General features: G+C 45.4%; 16 protein-coding genes. 6 read left to right on the top strand and 10 right to left on the bottom strand.

The features are described 5' to 3' along the window. Window positions 1–5: 5 nt before the first annotated feature. Both QT973_RS18615 and QT973_RS18610 read right to left on the bottom strand, forming a co-directional pair. Complete coding sequence (locus QT973_RS18615; protein ID WP_333232709.1) at window positions 6–3,464, bottom strand: PAS domain S-box protein; 3,459 nt, start codon at window positions 3,462–3,464, stop codon at window positions 6–8. A 664-nt stretch (window positions 3,465–4,128) separates the two neighbouring features. After that, window positions 4,129–4,797, bottom strand: coding sequence for a glycoside hydrolase family 108 protein (locus tag QT973_RS18610; RefSeq protein ID WP_006634869.1), 669 nt, complete (start codon window positions 4,795–4,797; stop codon window positions 4,129–4,131). A gap of 99 nt (window positions 4,798–4,896) precedes the next feature. On the opposite strand from QT973_RS18610, the gene QT973_RS18605 reads away from it, so the two are divergent. The 3 genes from QT973_RS18605 (at window position 4,897) to QT973_RS18595 (ending at window position 8,494) form a co-directional block, all read left to right on the top strand. After that, a complete protein-coding gene (locus tag QT973_RS18605; RefSeq protein WP_333270709.1) occupies window positions 4,897–7,077 on the top strand; it encodes a tetratricopeptide repeat protein in 2,181 nt (726 codons plus the stop codon). Between the two features lie 246 nt (window positions 7,078–7,323). Beyond that, entirely contained in the window at window positions 7,324–7,920 is a 597-nt protein-coding gene (locus QT973_RS18600) for a tRNA isopentenyl-2-thiomethyl-A-37 hydroxylase MiaE (protein WP_333051921.1), read from the top strand. Between the two features lie 91 nt (window positions 7,921–8,011). After that, window positions 8,012–8,494 carry a GNAT family N-acetyltransferase gene (locus QT973_RS18595; RefSeq protein ID WP_333051923.1) on the top strand — a complete coding sequence of 161 codons (483 nt, stop codon included), beginning with the start codon at window positions 8,012–8,014 and terminating at the stop codon, window positions 8,492–8,494. A gap of 96 nt (window positions 8,495–8,590) precedes the next feature. On the opposite strand, the gene QT973_RS18590 is transcribed toward QT973_RS18595, so the two are convergent. The 3 genes from QT973_RS18590 to QT973_RS18580 form a co-directional block, all read right to left on the bottom strand. After that, window positions 8,591–12,433, bottom strand: coding sequence for a PAS domain S-box protein (locus QT973_RS18590; protein ID WP_333051925.1), 3,843 nt, complete (start codon window positions 12,431–12,433; stop codon window positions 8,591–8,593). 481 nt (window positions 12,434–12,914) lie between these two features. After that, on the bottom strand, window positions 12,915–14,306 hold the full coding sequence (locus tag QT973_RS18585) for a malic enzyme-like NAD(P)-binding protein (RefSeq protein WP_333051927.1): 1,392 nt from the start codon (window positions 14,304–14,306) through the stop codon (window positions 12,915–12,917). A 1,005-nt stretch (window positions 14,307–15,311) separates the two neighbouring features. After that, window positions 15,312–15,707 (bottom strand): hypothetical protein, encoded by a 396-nt coding sequence (locus tag QT973_RS18580; RefSeq protein ID WP_333051930.1) that lies wholly within the window; start codon window positions 15,705–15,707, stop codon window positions 15,312–15,314. A gap of 349 nt (window positions 15,708–16,056) precedes the next feature. On the opposite strand from QT973_RS18580, the gene argS reads away from it, so the two are divergent. After that, complete coding sequence (gene argS, locus QT973_RS18575) at window positions 16,057–17,835, top strand: arginine--tRNA ligase (RefSeq protein WP_333391906.1); 1,779 nt, start codon at window positions 16,057–16,059, stop codon at window positions 17,833–17,835. A 358-nt stretch (window positions 17,836–18,193) separates the two neighbouring features. Next, window positions 18,194–19,441, top strand: a complete 1,248-nt coding sequence (locus tag QT973_RS18570; RefSeq protein ID WP_333051935.1) for an L-lactate MFS transporter — start codon at window positions 18,194–18,196, stop codon at window positions 19,439–19,441. A 39-nt stretch (window positions 19,442–19,480) separates the two neighbouring features. Here QT973_RS18570 and QT973_RS18565 read toward each other — a convergent pair whose 3' ends face one another. The 5 genes from QT973_RS18565 to QT973_RS18545 all read right to left on the bottom strand — a co-directional run bounded on the left by QT973_RS18565 (window position 19,481) and on the right by QT973_RS18545 (window position 22,313). Beyond that, window positions 19,481–20,362 (bottom strand): YheC/YheD family protein, encoded by an 882-nt coding sequence (locus tag QT973_RS18565; RefSeq protein WP_333207723.1) that lies wholly within the window; start codon window positions 20,360–20,362, stop codon window positions 19,481–19,483. A 42-nt stretch (window positions 20,363–20,404) separates the two neighbouring features. Beyond that, window positions 20,405–20,854 (bottom strand): nucleic acid-binding protein, encoded by a 450-nt coding sequence (locus QT973_RS18560; protein ID WP_333207724.1) that lies wholly within the window; start codon window positions 20,852–20,854, stop codon window positions 20,405–20,407. After that, window positions 20,851–21,204, bottom strand: coding sequence for a hypothetical protein (locus tag QT973_RS18555; protein WP_332983381.1), 354 nt, complete (start codon window positions 21,202–21,204; stop codon window positions 20,851–20,853). The genes QT973_RS18560 and QT973_RS18555 overlap by 4 nt, the downstream gene beginning before the upstream one ends. An 80-nt stretch (window positions 21,205–21,284) precedes the next feature. Continuing rightward, a complete protein-coding gene (locus QT973_RS18550; RefSeq protein WP_333207725.1) occupies window positions 21,285–21,974 on the bottom strand; it encodes an ImmA/IrrE family metallo-endopeptidase in 690 nt (229 codons plus the stop codon). Window positions 21,975–21,989: 15 nt separating this feature from the next. Then, entirely contained in the window at window positions 21,990–22,313 is a 324-nt protein-coding gene (locus QT973_RS18545; RefSeq protein WP_333159648.1) for a helix-turn-helix transcriptional regulator, read from the bottom strand. A 254-nt stretch (window positions 22,314–22,567) separates the two neighbouring features. Here QT973_RS18545 and QT973_RS18540 point away from each other — a divergent pair, with 254 nt between their 5' ends. Beyond that, complete coding sequence (locus tag QT973_RS18540; RefSeq protein ID WP_006634886.1) at window positions 22,568–22,834, top strand: hypothetical protein; 267 nt, start codon at window positions 22,568–22,570, stop codon at window positions 22,832–22,834. Window positions 22,835–22,895 lie beyond the last annotated feature (61 nt).

Below are 22,895 nucleotides of genomic sequence, written 5' to 3'. Positions count from 1 at the left end.
AAAATCTAAAATAGATTGACCATTTCCTTTGTGTTTTCGGTAGCCAGCGCTGATACTTCCTGGCAAATGGGAATCTCGATGACAAACTCTGCACCTTCCCCAGGCGTGGAAATACACCGCAATTTGCCTCGGTGTTTTTCAACTATAATCTGATAGCTGATTGACAGTCCCAAGCCTGTGCCTTTGCCGACTGGTTTAGTAGTAAAAAATGGGTCGAACAACTTGCCAATAACTTCTTGATTGATTCCCATCCCGTTGTCGGCAATCCGAATTGTTACTGTCTCGGAATTCGCACTGGTGCTAATCCGAATTCGGTTGTGGCGAGCATATATTTCTTTTGAAGAATGAGTGCTGTTGTACTCTTCGAGGGCGTCGATCGCATTTACTAAAAGATTCATAAATACTTGATTGAGCTGACCTACATAGCACTCTACTTTTGGAAAATTGCTGTATTCTTTGATAATCTCAATAGCGGGACGAAGTACATTAGCTTTGATCCGGTGCTGCAAAATTAGCAAAGTGCTTTCGATTCCTTCGTGAATATCTACTCGCTTCATCTGCGATTCGTCGAGTCGGGAAAAGTTGCGTAAGGATACAACTAAGTCGCGGATGCGATCGGCTCCAACTTTCATTGATTCCAAAATCTTCGTAAAGTCTTCCATTAAGTAATCAACTTCAATATCTTCGGCTGCTTCTACAATTTCTGGGACGGGATTTGGGTATTTCTCCTGGTAAAGATGGAGCAAACTGAGTAAGTCTGTGGCGTATTGGCTGGCGTGGGTAATGTTGCCGTAGATGAAGTTAATCGGATTGTTAATTTCGTGGGCGACGCCGGCGACTAGCTGGCCGAGAGAAGAGATTTTTTCGGTTTGGATTAGTTGAGTTTGAGCTTGGTGCAACTCGTGGACAGCTTTTTCGAGCTCGGCTGCTTGCACTCGATACTGTCCCTCCGACTGCTTGAGTGCTTCCAAAACTTGGACTCGATCGCTAATATCGGTGTGAGTTCCCACCCACTCGCGAACGCTGCCGTCGGCTGCCAAAAGGGGGACGGCCCGCACCCAGAAGTGTCTGTAGCTGCCGTCTGCAGCTCGCAAGCGGTGCTCGACTTCGTAGAGACTTTTTGTTTCTATGGCGCGCTTCCAAGCTTGTATTGTGCGATCGCGATCTTCTGGGTGCACTGATTTTATCCAGTAGTCCTTGTCTTCAGAACTCAAGCCCGTATAAGCTATCCAATCAGGCTGAGGCTTGTCGAAGATTCCGCTAGCGTTTGTCGTCCAAACCATCTGTGCGGTAGCCATGGCCAGGGATCGATATCTTTCCTCGCTCAGACGCACAGCTTCTTCGGCTTGGCGGCTGGCTGTCACGTCGCGCAAAATAGTTGTGAATATGATTTCGCCTGCCACTTCGAGTTTGGAAATAGAAGCTTCGGCGGGAAATTCCGTACCGTCTTGGCGGCGGGCGAAAATTTCTTTGCGGTGGCCCATTGTTCGGGCTTGTTTAACGCCTCCGCCGAAATTGCTGACGAGGTGACTGTGAGGGGTGGCAAAAGCTTCGGGCAACAGCAGGCTCAAGGATTGCCCGACCGCCTCAGCAGCAGTCCACCCAAAAATCCGTTCTGCACCTTGGTTGAACAGGATAATTTTTTGGTCAGCATCCACAGAAATAATCGCGTCCTCGGCAATTTCTAAAATGCCGGCGAAACGAGCTTGAGACAGTTGCAGCGCTTGTTCAGCTTGTTTGCGATCGCTGATGTCGCGGGCGATCGTCGAAATGTATGCGAGTTTGCCGCCCGGTGCGGAGTGGGAGATGAGGACTTGGCTGACGGGAAGTTCGAGTCCCGATGCTGACACGAAGGCTGTTTCTCCACTCCAAAAGCCCTCGGAAACAGCGGTGGCGATCGCTTGTTTCAAATTGCTGCGGGCTGAGGCTGCCGTGAATTCTGCAACTTTTCGCTTGGATATATCTTCGTTTTCGCCGATACCCACCATTTTTCTGCCGGCTTTGTTAATGTAAATGGCGCGTCCTTCGAGGTTGTAGATACCTACAAAATCCGGGGTTGCTTCCAGAATTGCTGCTAAACTTCTGTTAGCGATTTCGGCTTGTTTGCTCTCAGTAATATCCCGCGCGATGCTAACTATGCCGCTGATCTTTCCTAAGCCGTCCCGGTAAGCACTTTTTGTAGAAAGAAATATCCTCAAATTTCCTTTGACGGGCAGCTCTTCTTCGATCGCTTCCGTTGTTCCCGCTGCCATAATTGGGCGATCGGTTTTTATAATATTTTCCGCAATTTCCGGCGAAAACAACTCGCTGTCATCTCTGCCGATAATGTCGTCTACAGACTGGCCAATTATACTGGCTCCCGCAGCATTAAGCATTAGATAACGGCCCTGAATATCTTTGACAAATAGGGCTGCGGGCGTACTGTTGATTACTGTCATCAACAGATTGTAGTTTTTTTGAAGCGCCTGCTTTGTTGTTTGAGAGTCGAAAATTTGCTGTTGCAATTGCTCGTTGGTTATTTGCAGTTGGATAGTCCGTTTCTCAACTTGATTTTCTAAGTCTAATTTAGCTTTTCTCAGTCCCAGTTCCGCTCGATAGCGTTTCCGGTCTGCGCTGCAGAGAGTTTTGGCAGAATGCCAAATCAGAACTGTAAAAATAATCACGTTCAATACGCTTAACAGCGATATCCCTACCTCCGGCGTGTAGGCTTGTAACCGATCTCCCAATAGGATGAAATAACCGACTAAAGGTGGGATAATGATTGCCCGTGGCAACAAGCGCCGCGCCATGATGCCGCCCGCGCGATCGCTCGTCATTACTGCTATCAATCCTCGATCGGGACTGGCAAATAAAATGCCGCAGCTCAGCAACATAAATGCTGCGGATGTGTGCAAAGCCATCCCTGTATTATTGCCAATTTGGTAAAATAAAGCTTTGTCGTAGAAATAGCCTATCAAACCCGTAAATGCAATTAAAAATGCACAACAGCTTAAGATTTGAATCCGCAGGTATTTAGGCCGACGTTCTGACAGCAGCAGCAGCGCTGTTCCCAGCAATAAAAAAGCACCAGCAGTATTCGGTGCCATGCGTCCTGGTGTTCCGGTAATTGTCAATGTGTAACTTTCTTTAAATAGCAGTTGGTCCATGCCTAAGTCTAAATTAAAGCTATATTGAAGTAGGGTTAATAGGCTAATTAATATAATTAAAAATGAGGATAATAAAATCAATTTCTTATAATTTTTTTGAGGCTTTCTTGCTGTTAATTTGGTGCGCCTAGTCTGTTGGATGAATAGAGAAAACCCGCCCAAAATAAAGCATACCGCAGTATTGGCTTTCATGGTAACGAGTCCGGGCAGAATGCTTTTTAAGAGTTGCACATCGAATATCCAACCCAAAATGACTGTACAGCCGATCGCCATTACTGCAATACTCGCTTTTTTGCAAAAAGACTCGACTGCAGCCATTCGGGTTGAGGGCGTTTGCCGTTGTTGCGATCGTTCAAAAACTTCCAATTTCTCGCTCCCTCTAATTATTTGGTTTTTACGTATCAAAGGTAACAATAAACACTCTAGTGATATTGTTGCCTTAGATACAAAGCTGCTGAAGATTTGCTCAAAGCTGCTATGCATAAAATATGAATTATTTTACCTAACTTTAGATAGAGCGTCAAATGAAGGTGGAAGGCTCTTATGTAGAAGGCATTTGGGAGAATTGACTAATTTTTGTATGTGTAAATTTTAATAAAAAATTCCTTGTTCCTGGTTCGTTGTCCCTTCGATTTCGGAAATTGGCGCCCGATTCATCGGCAAGACGGAGTGTTTTTACTCAGTACATCGAGGGATAATGGTAGCGGATGAATCACTCTGCAACAAGATCGCTAGCATTGTCAATCGGCTGCTGTGGCTGTGGGAAATGCGATCGGCATAACAGATAAGACTCGGCGGTTGAAAACCGCTACTACATAAACTTTCGTCCCAGCAGAGAGGGACTAACCTGTGGAGCATTTAAACCACTAACGAAACCTGTAGGGTGCGTCGGCTCGATCGCTTCCACCGGCAAGGGAAACGCGGAGGCCCTCCTGCACCATACAATACTATTTTAAACGCTCCACAGCTTAACTGTTAACTGTTAATTCTTAATCTTGTTCACATAACCCCACAAACTGTAATCGCGACTCAGCCAACCCCGGAAAAAAGCCATTTGAGTCGGGTCTTCTTGTACCCGTTTGTAGCGGTAAATAATTCGTTCGTTAATCATTTGCAACGCGGTATTTCTATTATTCGCTCCTTTTAGCGCTTCCTTGGTGCGGGCATCAAAAACTCCCGTTTGCGGCAATCCTAATGCTTGCTGAAGAAAGGTAATAGAGTTATTAATACCGAAATTAACGGCAGTGTCAAACATGACGATCGCCAAAGCCGGCTGCATCGTGCCCGATAGGCTCGAATCCCAGTAATATTTATAAATTTCTAGGAGCTCTGCTTCCGACATCTGCGTCACGTCGAGGGGCGGAAGCCCACGACTGTAGCGGTAGGCGTTGTATTCCGTTTGCAAGACGCCCCGATAAGTTCTGCCGCCCTTATCGGCTGGGTGATTGCTGAATCCGCCCTCAAAATATAGGGTGAAATAAAGAGCAGTTTGAAATAATTTCTGCCGAAAGCTGGCTGTCTGCTGCTGCTGGGCGAAAGTCTTTTGGGCAAAGGGTAAGGGGATTGCTAAGGTTAACAAGAGTATCCCCAGCAGGAGGTTTGGTTTCCACTTGATGTTATGTTGGCGCTGTGTCGCTTGCTTGTCGCTCATAAATTCTCTGTGACGATCGCCCGTAGTTCCGCTAAAACTGCTACTCTGCAAAATAATATAGATTCAACCTTTAACTTGATAGCACAGATAGGCCGCCAAATGAATTCCGATTTTAGCAACCAATCCGAAACACCCCAATTTGAAGATGCTGCATCCCTGACAGTCGCTGCTGAAACCTATTACTCTCAAGGCAATTTAGCAGCAGCCGTCGCTGCTTGTCGCCGTGCTCTGGAATTGCAACCGGATTGGGCGGCGGCTTACGTGACAATGGGCAATGTGCAGCAAGCAAGCGGCCAAATTGAGGAAGCGATGCGGTTTTATTCCGAGGCGATCGCTCTGAATCCCGATTTTGCTGAGGCTTATGCTAATTTGGGCAGTATGCTCTACAAACAAGGACATTTGGTGGAGGCGGTTGTCAATTATGAAAAGGCGATCGAACTTAAACCGAATTTGGCTGCTGCTTACTGGAATTTGGCAGGGGCACTGAAGCAGCAGGGGCAGCAGGATGCAGCGGTAGCCTACGAGCAAAAAGCTCTCGAACTCAATCCCCACCTTGCTCAGGTAGATTTTCACTTAAATTTAGGAGATACATTAGCGCGGCAAGGGAAATTAGATGAGGCGGTGGCTGCATGGAAGCAGGCGATCGCATTTAAACCCGATTTAGCCGAAGCATACTGTCAAATTGGCCAAGTTTTGCGCCACCAGGGCAAATTTAAAGAGGCAATACCCAACCTTCAAAAAGCCCTAGAAATTAAACCGGATTTTATTTCTGCCCACCAACATTTGTGCGGCATCCTCAGAGATACTAGCGATTTAGCTGCCGCGCGGCAAGCCGTGCACCACTACAGCCAAATGTGTGCCGAAACAGATCCAATTATGACCGCGATTTACTTCATCAGCACCTATCAAGTGTCGGGATTAAATCAAATTGCGGGCGATCGATTTTTAGAGCTAGAGTCGTACTTGCAGCAAAACTTAGAAACCGCTAGCCCGGTGGAAATTAAATCGCTTTATGCAAACTTGTTATTCAGCACGCCCTATTTGCGAGATGACTTGGCGGCCAACTCAAAACTTTACAGATTAATTGCTCAAAAGTATATCGACCAATGTATTAAACCTAATTTTTCTCAACCCGCAAATTACAGTTTCAAACCAACGGTTCCATCCAGCCAGTTAAAAATCGGCTTTTTGTCCAATCACTTCAGCCGCCATTCTGTAGGTTGGTGCAGCGCTGACATCATTCGCGAATTGTCCGATATCACGCCGAATGTGTATTTGTACGCTTCCGAAAGAATTATTCCTGACGATCGCACTCAGCAATTTGAAAGTTTTGGCAAACTGACTTTTCCCACAACCTACCCGAACGGAATTGCAAACTCTGCCGAAATTATCGACCAAATTCAGCAAGATGAATTGGACGTTTTAGTTGATTTAGATTCTCTCAGCGTACCAGTTCACGCTGATATTCTCTACCAAAAACCCGCACCAGTTTGTGTTTCTTGGCTGGGATTTGACGCCCCTTACATATCGCCGGAAAATTACTTTCTTACAGACAGGCACTCGCACCCTGCAGACAGGGAAAAATATTATGACGAGCAGCTAATTAGGATGCCTGATTCCTTTGTAGCGGTGTCGGGTTTTCAGAGATATGGAGTCGATCCCGTTGCATTGAGAAGATCGCATCGGATCGGTTTGGATCAGATAGTTTACCTGTGCGTGGCTCCCGGCAGAAAATTTAATCGCGAGTTGGTAAAAGCACAAATTGCCATTCTCAAAGAAGTGCCGAACAGTATCTTAATTCACAAAGCTTTAGGCGATGCTGCGGTGTTTGAGGCTGCATATCACCAAGCTTGCGAAGCTGAGAAAGTGAGCAAGCACCGAATTAAGTTTTTGCCGAGGTTTGCTACTGAGGAAGAACACAGAATTATCTATTTGCTGGCAGATGTGTTGTTAGATTCTTATCCTTACAACGGAGGAACTCAAACTTTAGAGGCTTTGTGGTCTAATTTGCCGGTGGTGACTCGCACAGGAGAGCAATTTTTGTCGAGAATGGGTTATTCGTTTTTGCAGACTTTGGGAATTGAAACAGGTGTGGCTTTGTCTTTGTCGGAATATGTGGAAGTTGGTGTAAAATTGGGTAAAGAGCGTGAATTGAGAAATGCCATTAAATCACAGTTGGTGAAATCTAAAGATCCAGCCAATTTGTCGCCGCTGTGGAATCCGAAAAAGTTTGCGGGTGATATGTATGCGGTCTTGGAAAAATTATGTAAAATAGGATAACGCGCTAATTATAGGATAAGGTGCGTCAGGCCAAACAATCCGCAATGTGAGAAAACATCATAAGGAATGAGAATTAAATAACTTCCACAAGTTTGTGGGATGGGCCTGAAAGCCCGTCATGAGTGGACGGGCGGGACGCCCATCCCACAATAACAATTAAAATTATAAGTTATTTAATTCGCGATCCTAACCTGACGCACCCTAAAATGACTAATCTAAAGTCTAAAATCTGAAATCTAAAATGGTATGACTTCAACACTGCCAACTATTAAGTTTTTAAAACAGCCGACTTCGGAAGCTTGGGTGGAACAGGCGATCGCCCATTTGGATACAATCTTATTAGACCATTCTCACTGCGAGCGGAAAGCGGCGGGAGTAGCGTTAAATTTAATGTTTCGCTACCCAGCAAAGGAAAAATTGGTGAGGATGCTAACGGGGATCGCCCGCGAAGAATTAGAGCATTTCGAGCAAGTCAACCAGCGGTTAGAACAGCGCAGCATTGCTTTGGGCCCTTTGGCTGCACCTCCCTATGGTGCCGGTTTGTCCGCCCAAATTCGCAAGCAGGAACCGGAGAGACTTTTGGATTCTTTGTTGGTTTCTGGTTTGATAGAAGCGCGCAGTCACGAACGGTTGGGGCTGCTGGGCGATCGCTGTCCCGACGCCCAATTAGCTAAGTTTTACCGCAGTTTGATGGCTTCGGAGGCGCGCCATTACGGGGTATATTGGATTTTAGCAACAACTTATTTCGATCGGGATATTGTGATGCAGAGGTTGGAGGAATTATCATTAGTAGAGAGCGAGTTGCTCGCAAGTCTTCATCCCGAACCGAGAATTCACAGTTAAAAGCTAGGTGCATTTAAAAACTGTAAAACACAAAAAATGAGTAAGTTTACAGTTGCTAAAGTCAAAAAATAAATATACGTTGCAATAACCAATGAAAACCCAACATCTGGATTTTTTAATTCGTTCATGGGAAACCCGCGATCGCGCTGAGGCGTTCTATTTAATTAGGGATGTTTTAGCAGAGTACGGTTTAAAATGCGAACCTCACGGGGCAGATCGAGATGTCTATGATGTAGAACTACATTATCATAATCAAGGTGGCGAATTTTGGGTAGTTGAGCGGCAGGATAAAATAGTCGGTACGGCGGCTTACTATCCGATTGAGCGCGGAAATAATGCTGTGGAAATTCGCAAAATGTATATTTTGCCAGCAGCAAGAGGACAGGGTTTGGGTAAATTTTTACTGCAAGAATTGGAAAGTAAAATTATCGCTCGCGGCTTTGATGAAATCTGGATAGAAACTGCTAGCATTCTCAAAGAAGCTGTAAAAATGTACGAAAATAGTGGATATCTACCGACAACTGGTGTGGAGACGCCAAGGTGCGATCGGGTTTACGTAAAATATCTAGGTTAGAAGCAAAGTCTAAGAAACCGGGTTTCTGAGAAAATGTCGGTTGGGTGGCAAAATATCTCGGAAGAAACCCGGTTTCTGGGAATTTTGCATTGGGTTTTAATTTATTTTTTGCTGCAGAGGAATCTCGATCGCAAATTCGGAACCTTCTCCCACTACAGAATTGCAAGAAAGCTTGCCGCCGTGTTTTTCTACTATAATAGAGTGCGAAATAGCCAATCCTAAGCCAGTTCCTTTGCCAATGGGTTTAGTAGTGAAAAACGGGTCAAACAAGCGCTTTTGCACATCTTCGCTCATCCCAGGGCCGCTGTCAGCTATCCAGATGGCAACGCTGTTATTGTCGGTTACTTGGGTGCGAATCGTAATTGCGAGATTTTTGTCGGTGCGATCGGATTTCTTCATCTCCATTTCCAATGCGTCTAGCGCATTGCTCAACAAATTCATAAATACTTGATTTAACTGACCGGGATAACATTCAACTAAAGGCAAATTACCGTATTCTTTAATCACATTAATTGTCGGGTAATCGGCTTTATGTTTCAGGCGGTTTTGCAAAATCAGCAGTGTGCTTTCAATGCCTTCGTGAATGTCAACTTGTTTCTTTTCGGCTTCGTCAAGTCTTGAAAAAGTTCGCAGGCTCAAAACTATGTCGCGGATGCGATCGGCTCCGACTTTCATAGATGCTAAAATTTTAGGTAAATCTTCAATGAGATAATCAATTTCTAAGTCATCCCTTGCATCTACAATTCTTGCGCTAGGCTGCGGGTATTCTTTCTGGTAAAGTCGCAGCATTTTTAGCAAGTTTTGAGTATATTCGCTGGTGTAGCTGAGATTGCCATAGATAAAATTAACCGGGTTGTTAATTTCGTGGGCGACACCTGCTACTAACTGTCCCAAACTCGACATTTTTTCACTTTGAATTAATTGAGTTTGGGTGCGTTGGAGTTCGCGCAAAGTTTCTTCTAGCTGTTGAGTTTGAGCTTGAGCTAGTCGGGCAGCTTGGCGGGTTTGGGTGTAAAGTTCAGCGTGGTCGATCGCGATCGCAATTTGAGCGACTACCGCTTGCATCAGTTCGACTTCCGATTCGCTCCAATTTCGCATGGAGATAGCCTGATAGCAGGTAATCACCCCAATATCGCCTGCTGCAGTATGAATTGGCAGCGACAGCACAGAGTTAAAATTTGAAGCCTGGAAAACTTCGCGCAATTCTACATCTTCAAAAGTGCTGACATCATCAATTCGCAGAATTTCTCGCCGCAAAATCTGTCGCACTGCGAGACTAGATTTGTCCTCTACAGGATAAGTGCCAAGCATACTTGGCAAATCTGCATTCTTCGCTTCGTAAGTTACTTCCCAAACCGGAGGATTGGTGTTGGGGCGATACCAAGTGAAGATGCACCAATCTAGGTGCATCAGATTGCGAATTTCTTCAACTGCGGTTGCTACAATTGTGTCTAAATCTAAAGAAGTGCGGATTTGGTTGGCAATTTGATTGAGCAGTAATTCTCGCTGAGCTTGCTGTCTGAGGGCTTGTTCCGATCGCACTAAAGTTTCTTCTGCAAGTTTGCGATCGGTTAAATCTTGGATCACTACTTGGATAATTTTTTCATTTCCCACCTCGATGACTGTCAGCACCACTTCTGCGGGAAAATCAGTACCGTCTAAGCGCTGGTGAACCCAATCAAAACGGTGCTTTCCCCGCTCAAAGGCGATCGCGATCATTTCGTGGGCCAAGCTCAAAGAATCTCTGCCGTTGGGTTGAAAAGGAGGCGAGAGTGTGCCAGGGTTTTGGCCGTACAACTCTTGCGGGGTAGTGCAGCCAAATAGTTTTAGGGTGGCTGTGTTGGCATCGGTGATGGCATTGTCACATAACATAAAAACAGGCAAACTGGTTAATTCGTAGAGCGATCGAAATTTGGCTTCCGACTGCTGCAATGCGGCTTCTGTTTGCTTGCGATCGGTAATGTCGGCAACCATTGCCAAAGCGCCCATATAGCGTCCCTGTTTATCTACCAAGGAATTAGTAGAAACCATCGCCCACAAGTCCCTGCCGTCTCGGCTACGGAACTTAAAATCGAGCTGTTCGCGAATTCCTTCACGGCGGCGTTCGAGGCTGATTTGTGCGATCGCGATGCCTTCTGCATCCATGAAAGCAAATAGCGACTTTCCGATCATTTCCTCTGGAGTGCAGCCGAGCATATTAGCCATTTTTTGGTTAACAAAAGTAGTTTTACCCTCCGTATCTATCATCCAAATTCCTTCGTCTGCTGTCTCGACAATGCACCTGTATTTTTCCTCGCTTTCTCTGAGCGCTTCTTCTGCTAACTGGCGAGCCGTAATATTTTGAGTCATTAGCAATCCGCCGATAATTTCTTGCCGTTCGTTTCTGACTGGCAAAGTATAACCGACGTAGACGCGATCGCTGTAAATAAATTCTGTAACAACTGTTTCTCCTGCCAGTGCCGCCCGATAATTTGGCTCGACAGCAGCGCAAAAATCTGGCTCGAATACTTCCCAGATTGTCTTGCCTTCCATCAATTCTTTTGCAAGTCCCACGGCGGCTAATTCTGTACCTTCTACCAGCGTGTAGCGCATTTCTGGATCGAACAACATCACCGCACCATTAGGAATGTTGCTTGCCATAGTGCGGTAAAGCTGTTCGCTTTTTTGCAGCGCAGCTTCTGCTTGTTTGCGATCGCTAATGTCAACTACAACTGCACCGATGCCGATCGCCTCGCCATCTTTGTCTAGCAAGGGAAAATAAGAGCCTGTTAGGTGTCGGACAAACCCAGGCTTTCTGGGGTTGTCACCACTCATCTCTATGTTAATTAATGGTTGTTTTGTCCTCAAAATTTTTTCGTACAAAGGCTCTATTATGGGAGCGATATTTGGCAATATTTCGCGTACAGTCTTGCCGATGTGAGCTGCTGGACTCAGGCAATTTATTTCTGCTAAAAATTGATTAATTTGCACGTAGCGCAACTGCGAGTCCAAAATACAAAGTCCCGCCGGAGCCTCCTTTAAAAACGCATCAAATAGTCCTTGTCTTTGTGCTAATTCTTGTTCTAAAGCTTTGCAAACGCTGAGATCGGTTAAAGATCCCATCATCCCCACAACTTCTCCCATTTTGTCTTTCAATAGCGAGAGCATCAGGTGCGAGTAAAATTTTTCTCCAGATTTACGGCGTGTTATAACTTCTATTTCATGCTCGCCTTTTTCTTGTAGCGGTTTGATGACTTGCTGTAACAAAAATTCGTGTTCTTCTGGCGGGTAAATTAGAGAAATGTGCTGTCCGATAGCCTCAGTTGCTTCATAGCCGTATAACTTTTGGCAGGCTTGATTCCACATGGTGATCGAGCCGTCCATATCTGTAGAAATTACCGCCTCGTGAATTTGGTCGATAATTTGACTTTGGAGACGCAATTTTTCTTGAGTTTGCTCCAGTTCGGCGATTTTTTCTTCGAGTAGTTTCTGAGTTTTTTCCAGTTCCGCAGTCTGCTTTGTCAGCAATTTTTCTAGATGTGAATTGCTGTGTGGCGACGCTGATTCTAGGGGAGCGCTATTTTGATCCCGATTATTAAAGATTTCTTCAACACTTAGCCAAATCGCGGACAGTCCCTCTGTTTCAATTGCCCGCTCGGAAACTCGCACGGGTACGAGATGCTGGTTTTTATGTTTGTATGCTGCTTCGCACAGGTGCGTGTGGCTATTTTTTGCTTGACATTCTAGATATTTTTCTGGGCCCGCGCACTGTGTTTGCTGAATTTCCCAGTAGTTGAGGTGGAGAGTTTCTGCAACTGTGCGGCCGATAATACTTGCAAAAGCTGGATTTACGTCGAGAAAAGTCCCGTCCGTCCGGCACAATGCCAGCCCTATCGGGCACAGTTCTAACAATTGGCAACGGGAGCGATTGCGCTTGGCTTTTCCTAACTGGCTTTGCATCTGACCTAGCTGGACTTGGTTTATTTAATTATATCTTTATTATCTTGTTTATTGCTGTGAGTTTTATCCTTAATTAAAAAAGAGGGAAGAAGGAAGTTCGGCAACGATCCCTCTACGGGATTTAACAAATGTAACGGATAGATGCTGAGCTTGGAGGGAAGAAGGAAGAGATTGGAGGTTCGAGGTTCGAGGGAAGTTCGGCAACGATCGCGCGATCGGGATTTAACGGATGGATGTTGAGGAAAAAGACAAGATGGGGAAACAAAAGTGAGTAATAATCACCGGGGAGGAGGAAAGAGGGAATGAGAAGAAACCCGAAAAATCACAAAAGAAGAAGTACAAAACTGGTACAAAGACCATTTATTTATACATGGTATCTTCCCTCCAACCTTCTTCCTTCTTCCCTCTTCCGACGGACATCCATTACATCCGTGACATCCGTGACATCCGTCGAGCGAATCCGTTGCCGAACTTCCTTCAATTAATCGCGGGCAATACCTTCGGATCGAGCGGCCAACTGTACTGCACCGGCGACAGCAATGGCAACTCTTTCGTCAAAAACCGAGGGTATAATGTGCTCTTTGTCAAGCTGAGAAGGACTGACTAAAGAGGCGATCGCATAAGCTGCTTCCAAGTACATAGTGGGCGTAATCGTGGTCGCTTTGCAGTCCAAAGCGCCTCGAAATATCCCCGGAAATGCCAAAACATTGTTAATTTGATTCGGGTAATCGCTGCGTCCGGTTGCTACGATCGCCGCATCTTCCATAATTAATTCTGGCTGAATTTCGGGAATGGGATTTGCCATTGCAAAAACAATGGGATTTTCGGCCATCGAACGCACCATCGATCGGGTGACTACGCCGGGGGCGCTGACGCCTAAAAATACATCGGCACCGGCGATCGCATCTTCCAAAGTACCGCTCGAAGCCACGGCAAATTCTAGTTTTTCTGGGTTCATATCCGTGCGGTCTTCGGAGAGGACGCCTTTGGAGTCGCACATGATGATGTTTTGGGCACCTGCTTTACGCAGCAAGCGGGCGATCGCGACTCCGGCCGCACCGGCTCCGTTAATCACGATACACACTTCTGAGATGGTTTTTTTGACGATTTTCAAGGCATTAATTAATGCTGCCAAACTAACAATCGCAGTGCCGTGCTGGTCGTCGTGAAAAATCGGAATATCTAAGGTTTCCCGCAATCTTGCTTCGATTTCAAAGCAGCGGGGAGAAGAAATATCTTCGAGATTAACGCCGCCAAAAACCGGGGCGATATTCTGCACTGTGCGAATAATTTCCTCAGTATCTTGGGTATTCAAACAGATAGGAAAGGCGTCAATACCTGCAAATTCTTTAAATAGCATGGCTTTGCCTTCCATAACTGGCAGTGCGGCGGCAGGGCCGAGGTTTCCCAGTCCCAAAACTGCGCTACCGTCGGTAACAATGGCAACAGTATTTTGTTTGATTGTGAGGTTATAAACTTGTTGCGGGTCATTGGCGATCGCCGTGCAGATGCGGCCCACTCCTGGAGTGTATGCCATAGCTAAATCCGACTGGCGTTTGAGGGAAATTTTGCTAACTACGCTGATTTTTCCGCCGCGGTGCAAGTTGAAAGTGCGATCGTACACGTCGATCACTCTGATATCTGGCAGTGCTTTCACTGCTTGCACTATTTCTTCGTTATGCTCGAGGCTGTAAGCATCGACGGTGATATCGCGAACGGTAGTGGCGCGGGTTTGCTCGATCAAGTCGATTTGGCCGAAGTTGCCGCCGACAGATGCGATCGCGCTGGTGACTCTTGCGAGCATTCCCGGCTGGTTCGGCAGAGCAACCCGAATTGTTAAACTAAAGCTGGGATTGGGTGTCAGTTTTACCATGATGTCTTGATTTCAGATTTGAGAATTTCAATCTTAGATTTTATCGCCAATGTTAGGCATAAAATTTAATAATTCAAATTTTCAACTGAAATTTTTAACAAATTCTATGAGCCTGTGGTGCGATCGCTCTGCACTGCCAGGGGTGTGGCTGGAAAACTAATCTTTTTTTGAGTAAATCTGTGCTCTGTTTCTAGCTTGTTACCAGGAATTTCTTCATGTGGTACCCGCCACGTGATTTATCCGTGGAATCAATCCAAAATCTAAAATCAAAAATCCTTGCGTCCCCCGCATTTATCTCGCGCAAGTCAACCTAAAATCTAAAATCTAAAATCTAAAATTGATTGACTCTCCCACAAATAGCCTATTTTTTGTCAATTTCCCCGCGAACCGCGAATATGAAGCGCGGATGTAAAAACCTGGTTTATGAGGTCAATCGATTTTAGATTTTAGATTTTAGATTTTAGATTAAAGAATTGAAGCATTGACCCCAGGGATAAATTCGGGGACTTCTTTATCGGATACAGGTTTTTTATTTCGGGACGGATGAATCCGGGGGCTTGTATCCGGGATGCTTTCGGTCAACCTGCGGAACTATTATCTATTTTTGAGAATATTTCTGCTTATTCTGAACATCAGCAGATATTTCGCAAAAATCTATTTTCTAGCGATACCGCCTAATTCCTGCTGCTGTCTTTTGAAGCGAGACACCCAGGAGAGTTGATGCGGCTTTTTGGTGGCCTTTATGGGGAATGTAAAAAGTAGATGCACGGCTGTTTGAGCCGGCAGGTAAAAATCTGAGCGACTGACAAGCGGGTCTTTGATATATATTTTGTCTGGTTTAACACTTGCCAAAGATTGCGACTGCAACCTTGCAAACGCTCTAAATTACCTGCACGCTTTGCCCGATAATTCCAGGGAGTGTAACTAACAGACAATCTACCCCGCGCCGACACAGGCACAGCTTGGGCCGAACCCTGTTGAGTAGGTGGTTGCTAACTGTCAATTTTACCGATCGGCTGCAGCATCGGCCCATATAATTGTAAAGAATTTGCAAGCCAGACAATCTGGGGGAACTTTTTCTAAGTCTTGCATATCTACCGGTTGCTCTGCTTCGCTGCCGGGGGGAACTATGCACAGAGCAACTTGTCCGACTCCAGCCATGAGTTCGGCAACTCGCTCCAAAATACTGTCGATTTTTTCCATTAGTTGCTCTGCTGCATCGAGACTTGGCGCGATGATGAAAAAGGTTTTGACTCCATCGGGACAAGGAGCGAAGCCAAGGGTACACTCTCGTAATAGTGCTTGGGTGGAGAGACTGAAACCGTCGTAGAATCGAGCGATTACTGCTTGATAAAAGGCGATTGTCAGAGAGCGATCGCCAAAAATAGGTTGAGGTAACATAACTACTTCCTTTCGTAGGATTTTTGGGAGCATTGAAAAAATTTTAACATACCTTAATGTAAGCGATTTAACAAAATTATCTAGCGATCGAGATCATGGACTTGATGTGACATTTTTTAATTTGTGTAGCGATCGCAACTGTGATAAAATGTACTCTGTGCTATCACGGCCAGTGATTTTGATTGCATCAGCAGCTCAAAGCTAAGTACAAAATTTCCTACTAGGTGGGGAGAGGCCGAGAGGGCCAGAGGGAGAGAACCAGAGGGAAATTACCTAAGTAGTAAGAGTATTATTGGCAAAAAGTGCTTAATCTAGAGTTTAAAATAAACATCCAATCAAAATATTCAAGATGAACTCGATCGCCCAACAGTTAAAAGCAAAATTTGAAAAAGCATTCACCGCTGCATTCGGCGAAAGTTATGCAGGTGCAGATCCGATGCTAGCCGCCGCCAGCAATCCCAACTTTGGGGACTTTCAGTGCAACGCGGCGATGAGTTTGGGGAAAAAGTTAGGAAAGCCCCCACGGGCGATCGCCTCGACAATTATCGAAAACCTAGATATTACTGACATCTGCGAAACCCCAGAAATCGCCGGGCCCGGTTTTATCAATTTGAAGCTGAAACCGGCTTATTTGGAAGCGCAAATTAGTGCGTTAGCGAAGCCCTCGAAGAGGATCGCCGCCGACTCGCGTTTGGGGATTGAACCGACGAAAACGCCTCAGACAATCGCGATCGACTTTTCCAGTCCGAATATAGCCAAAGAAATGCACGTCGGACACTTGCGATCGACAATCATCGGAGATGCGATCGCCCGCATCCTCGAATTTCAAGGCCACGACGTAATCAGAATCAACCACATCGGCGACTGGGGCACCCAATTCGGAATGCTGATCGCATACTTGCGCGAAGTTCACCCCGAAGCCCTCACAACCGCTGACGCCCTAGACTTAGGAGATTTAGTCGCATTTTACCGCCAAGCAAAACAGCGCTTTGACACAGACGAAACCTTCAAAGAAACCGCCCGCCAAGAAGTAGTAAAACTGCAAGCAGGCGCCGAAGACACCCGCCGCGCTTGGAAATTGCTGTGCGATCAATCCCGCCGCGAATTCCAAGTAATATACGACTTGCTCGATATCAAATTAACCGAACGCGGCGAATCGTTTTACAATCCTCTATTGCCCGCTGTAGTCGAAGATTTAACCAATCTAGGTTTGGTAGTAGAAAGTGACGGCGCGAAATGCGTTTTTGTAGACGGTTTCACCAACAAAGAAGGTGAACCACTGCCGCTAATTGTCCAAAAAACAGACGGCGGCTACAATTACGCCACAACAGATTTAGCAGCAGTTCGCTACCGCATCCAAAAAGACAATGCAAAGCGCTTAATTTACGTCACAGATTCAGGACAAGCAAACCATTTTGCCCAAGTATTTGCAGTAGCGAGAAAAGCCGGTTGGATTCCTGAAGATGTCGAGATTGTCCACGTTCCCTTCGGCTTGGTATTAGGAGAAGATGGCAAAAGAGCCAAAACTCGTTCTGGGGAGACAGTACGATTGCGAGATTTGCTCGATGAAGCAATTGTCCGCGCCACCAAAGATTTGGAAGACAGATTAGTCACAGAAGAAAGACAGGAAACTAAAGAGTTTATAGCTAACGTAGGTCGCGTAGTTGGTTTGAGTGCAGTTAAGTATGCAGATTTGAGTCAAAACCGCGCCAGCAACTATGTATTTAGTTACGACAAAATGCTCGCATTGCAAGGAAATACCGCTCCTTATATGCTGTATGCTTACGCGCGCGTGCAGGGAATTCGCCGCAAAGGTGAGATTGATTTCGAGAATTTAGATGCTGGTGCAAAAGTAATTTTGCAGTCTGATGCAGAGTTGGTTTTAGCCAAACATTTATTGCAGTTTAGTGAAGTAATAAATGCGGTTGAGGGCGATTTGTTGCCGAATCGAATTTGTCAGTATTTGTTTGAATTGAGCCAAAAGTTTAATCAATTTTTTGAACAGTGTCCGGTTTTGAAAGCTGAGGAACCGTTGCGGACTTCGCGGTTGATTTTGTGCGATTTGACTGCAAGAACTTTGAAGTTGGGTTTGGAGTTGTTGGGGATTAAGGTATTGGAAAGAATGTAAGCGGTAAGGGGTGCGGGGCGCGCACCCTACATTATTTAGTTGCGGTGCTCCGTGCGCTACATTATTTAGTTGCGGTGCGCCGAAGCGCACCCTACATATTTAATTCGCTAGCCCATTTCTCCAATTAAGTTTAGCGCATTATTTCCAACTTTCTAAGATGTCTTGAAACATCTTTTTAGCCATCGGGTGATCGTTGCGATATCTCACAAAAATTTCCAAGTTGCGCGCAGATTTTAGTTAAGTTTAATATTTTTTAAACACAACTATTGCATCGGTAACAAACTTATAGTAAATTTACAATTTATCGGGGAATGCACAGCCATTACCTATTAAGGCATCCTCGATAAAAATTAAAAACATGAACGAAACAAAAGTTTTCGGAATGCCAGCAGAAAAAGGCCGCTGGTTGTTCGTTCCGCTGGGAATCACGGTCTTGCTTTGTCTGGGTACAGTTTATTCTTGGAGTATCTTTAGAAAGCCGCTAGAAAAGCAGCTCGATATCGGTGCAACGGATAGTTTATTGCCGTTTACCGTATTGTTAGTAGTTTTTGCCGTACTGATGCCAATTACCGGCTTTTTTATCGATCGCTACGGTTCTCGCACCGTGACCGCAGTCGGCGGCGTCGTGACGGGAATCGGCTATATTTTATCGGCATTTGCACCTAATATTACTGTCCTGGTACTCACCTATGGAGTTATCGCCGGTGCCGGGGTGGGAATTGCTTACGGCGTACCGCTAGCAGTAGCAGCCAAGTGGTTTCCCGATAAAAAAGGATTGGCAGTTGGGCTAACAGTAATTGGGTTTGGTTTGTCGCCTTTAATTACCGCACCGATTGCCAAATATTTAATCGATACCTATCAAATAGCGCAAACATTTCTGATTTTAGGCATCGCTTTTACCGTCATTATTTTGGCAATTTCGACCGTTTTGAAAATGCCGCCAACTGGATGGACGCCTGCGGGATTTGCGGCCGCCCGATCGCGAACAGCGGTAAATAGCCAGAGCGCACCGATGATGAAATCTCCCGCATTTTACGGGCTGTGGGTGTGCTACACCATTGGCACGCTGGTGGGATTGGGCGCGATCGGAATTTCTTCTTCCGTGGCGCAGGAAATTATTAAATTAGACGCGGGAACGGCTGCGGCAACGGTTTCTCTGTTTGCCATATTTAACGGTATGGGGCGTCCGATGTTTGGTTGGATAACCGATCGATTTAAGCCAAAATATGCCGCGATAGCCAACTACATTCTCATCTTAATCGCATCGATTATGATGACTCAGGCGGGCGTTGGACAAGTCGCAACTTATATCATTGCGTTTTGTTTGTTCTGGCTGTCGTTAGGAGGATGGCTGGCGATCGCGCCCACGGCAACTTTAACTTTATTCGACCCCACAGACTACGCGAAAAACTACGGCATTGTGTATACAGCCTACGGAGTTGGAGCGTTTTTCGGTACAATTGCTGCGGGGAAAATTCGCGATACTTTTGGCAGCTATACCAACGCTTTTTACATTACGGCAATTCTTGCGGTTGTTGGCATCATCACCGCCGTGTTTGCGCTGAAGGGAGGGGTTAAAATTGCAGCCGAAGCCGATGTTTCTTAATCGGGACTTGCACACCCCCGATCGCAGAAACCGGGTTTTTTAGGAAAATATGGGATTTGAGCCGTGAAGATCGGTGAACAACCCAGTTTCTCGGCTTTTCCAATTTTCTAAAATATCTTTAAACATCTTTACAGCAATTTGGCGATCGTTATCTCTCACAAATATATCGTAATTGGGGCTTGAGTTAATTTCAATCAACCAATATGCTCCTTTTGTATCTAGCGCGATGTCAAACCCAGCATAATTAATCGCAATTTCTGCAAAAACAGGTTTAACAAAATCTTCAATCTCCGACATGAGATTGGGGTTAATTATATGTTTAGCTTTTGCACCTTCCCAGTGCAGCGGGCTTAAATTGCCCGCAAATTTAGCCTGAGATTTGTCTTTCTCGTACAGCAAAACTAGCTTTTCTTTGCAGAATACAGCCCGATATTCGTGGGCAATTTCGATATATTCTTGAGCTATGGCCACGTGGTCATAATCTTTGCTGTTGACATTAAATATAATTTCTAGGGCTTCTTTAATTTGCTCTCTAGTTTCACACAAAAAAACATTGTTGCCACCAGCACCGCGATTTCTTTTGAGAATCACCGGGAAAGCGAATTTTTTGTTTACTTCTAAAACTATTGATTCAATATCTGGGAAACTCAAATACTTTTTATACTTCTCCTCGCAGTGAGGCGAGACAAAACCGAGAGTTCTGGGAGTATTTATTTTGCCGTTTAATAGTTGATAGGTATATTCTTTGTCTTTAAAAATCTCTGCTACTGACGCGCTGTTAAATGCCGTCATGTAATTGACAAAATAATATTCTTCGCCGCCCTGTTTGAGTCTAATCAAGTTTTGGGAAGGATGCAGGATTTCGTAAGGGATATTTAATTCCTCACAAGCCGCCAGCAGGATTTCAATATTGGTTAGCATAAAATGTAATTTAACTTGTGACTTTTAATTTTTTCTGTACGCTCAGTCAATATCTCGCCAGTGACGAGCATCCACAAATCGCGACAAATGCCCCACATTTGTTGTAGCAATAACAACCGCTTCTCCACCGCCACGAAGCAGCAAAGCTTGAGCTGCTAAAATCACATCTCCATCAAGTTCTTTGGGATCTGCTGTCGGCATTCCTGCCTGACGCGATGCCGCCCACAAATCGGCCGCTTTGAGAATTACTGGCGTTGTTATCGGCAAGTATTCCAGCCAGCGAGATTTGCATTCGTTAAGGCGTTTGATACCTGCCAACTTATTTGCCCGCAATAACTCGCGCCGCACTTCATAATCTGCTATTTCAGGTAAAATCATCCTGTAGCCTTTAAATAGCAAAGATTCTACCCAAAGTTGGCACTCTACAGTCACAGGTGGCCCCTTGGGATTTGTTAATATTCCCAGAGGCCCAGAATCCAATAAAACTATCATTTTTGTTGCACAAATAACGGTCGGTTCGACGAAAGCCTGTCTTCGTCTAATACTTTTTGCAAATATTCAAATGTCTCTGTTTGTTCCTCGGCGTCTCCTTCTTCTCGCCACTTTTGCAACCACTCTATTGCTGCTAAATTCCTCTGCATTTGTTCTTCCTTCGTCCTTTGCGGAACTAGGGGCAAGGTATTGCTATTGAAAGGATTTATCCATTGGCTTAACCGCATATCGATCGCTTCCGCAATTATCGCTTTCAATTCTCCAACGGTCAAGTCTGATACTCGTTTGGTTTCGAGAATTATCGCTTGCAGTTCTTCAACTGTCAGGTCTGCTACTCGTTTGGTTTCCATTTTGCAACCTCATTCTTTCAAACTTATCTGAAAAAGTTGAGATTCGAGAATCTCTCTCAAACCTCAAATTCTATCAAATTCTATCCAAACAATCGCTGCTGCCCGTTTGCAGCATCTTTCCCGGCATAAATCTCGCGCGTTCCCTTGGGAATGTAAATCCAATCGAATTCTTGCAAGCGGTTTGTTAAATTGGAAATGCTCACTCCCAATTCATCTCTCATTTTGTATAAATGCGACCACTTAGTTAAATCGCGTCCCTGTCTTTTTTCCTCCAAAATACACCGAGGCATCAATAAACAGCTTGCAAAATATTGCGCTTGCCATTCGATCGACAAAACCTTATTATCCGCACTCGCACCCCGACAAACAAACGGTTCCTCGACATCAGACGCCGTTTGTCCTTGATTACCTAAGTTTAATTCCAACTGTTCCACAGTGCCGTCTGCTTCGTCTTGATTGACGTGTAGCACCCAGTGGCCGATTTCGTGGGCGATCGTCGATTCGATGAAGCCTGGGGGTTTTTCGAGAATCTGTTCGTTGATTTCGATTAACCGCTGCTGCGGCAAAATCCTCGCCGCGATCGCACCTTCTTCATCCGGCTCAATGCACTCCCAAACTACGCCCAAATCCAGAAAATCAGCAACCGTTGTCGCATCAAAAGGCCATCTCGGAGCAAAATTTTGCGTTTTCTGCATCTGCATCAAGATGTCCGAAGCCAAACGCTCGATCGTTTCTTTGGGATAGAAGCAATACGGCTTAAAAATACTCACTATGAGGGGCCTCTCTTACGCTTCAAAAGACTGTTTGAGCCAATCTGGATTTTCTTGCATCCGGCGGAAAAGAGCCTGCATTTCCTTCGGATTCTGCTTCAGCAGCGCTTCGTACTGCTGCGGCAGCCTCCCCGCCAAGAAAATCAATTCCTCTTCGTTTATGTCTAGATTCCGCGCTAGCGATCGGATTACCTCCTCTTTTGGCGCATAATCCGCTCGATCGTTCTCCAACTTCGACAAATAAGTAAAGTCCACACTTAGCATAGCTGCTAGCTCACGTTGTGAGTAAGCTTTGTCCTTGCGAGCTTGACGGATCAGTCTTCCAAATGTTTGTTCCACGGTTTTTTGCCTCCTGACAAGCATTCTAGCCTGTTTTGATGAAAAGTTCAACAAAATACTTGACGGGAAAATCAACCCGCGCTACCATGAGGTTAGTTGACGGTTTAATCAACCAATTAACCCGGACTGGTAGGGTTAAGGGTGCAAATTAGCCTAGCTCACACGCTACATATAGCGTCGTCAACTTCAGAGGAGTGAGAAGCGCTGGGCGTCAAAACGCTTGTACGCAGCAAATAAGGAGGAGCAGATCGCAAATGCTGAGAACCTGGACAGACACGCATTACAAGCTCGAAGACGATGACTGGCTATACATCGCCACCCACGAAGAACAAAGCTCAGCCTCACTGGTTTGTCCCGGCTACGCGCGGGATGGCGAAGGCTTCAGCATCCACTTCACCCCAGCGCACTTAGAAACGTTAGAGCATTTGCTCGCCGCGCTGCGGATTATTAAAGCTCAACAAGAGGCGATGCTTGAGTATACCTATCCAGAACCAAAAGCGACAACACATCTGATTAGGTAATCGAAGGAAGAAGGAAGAAGGAAGAAGGAAGAAGGAAGAGGGAAGAAAAATAATTCGATTC

The organism is Microcoleus sp. Z1_A1 (assembly GCF_036700305.1).
Classification (GTDB): domain Bacteria; phylum Cyanobacteriota; class Cyanobacteriia; order Cyanobacteriales; family Microcoleaceae; genus Microcoleus.
The sequence above is the reverse complement of the archived record's forward strand: the minus strand, read 5'-3'. Positions and strand labels throughout refer to the sequence as shown.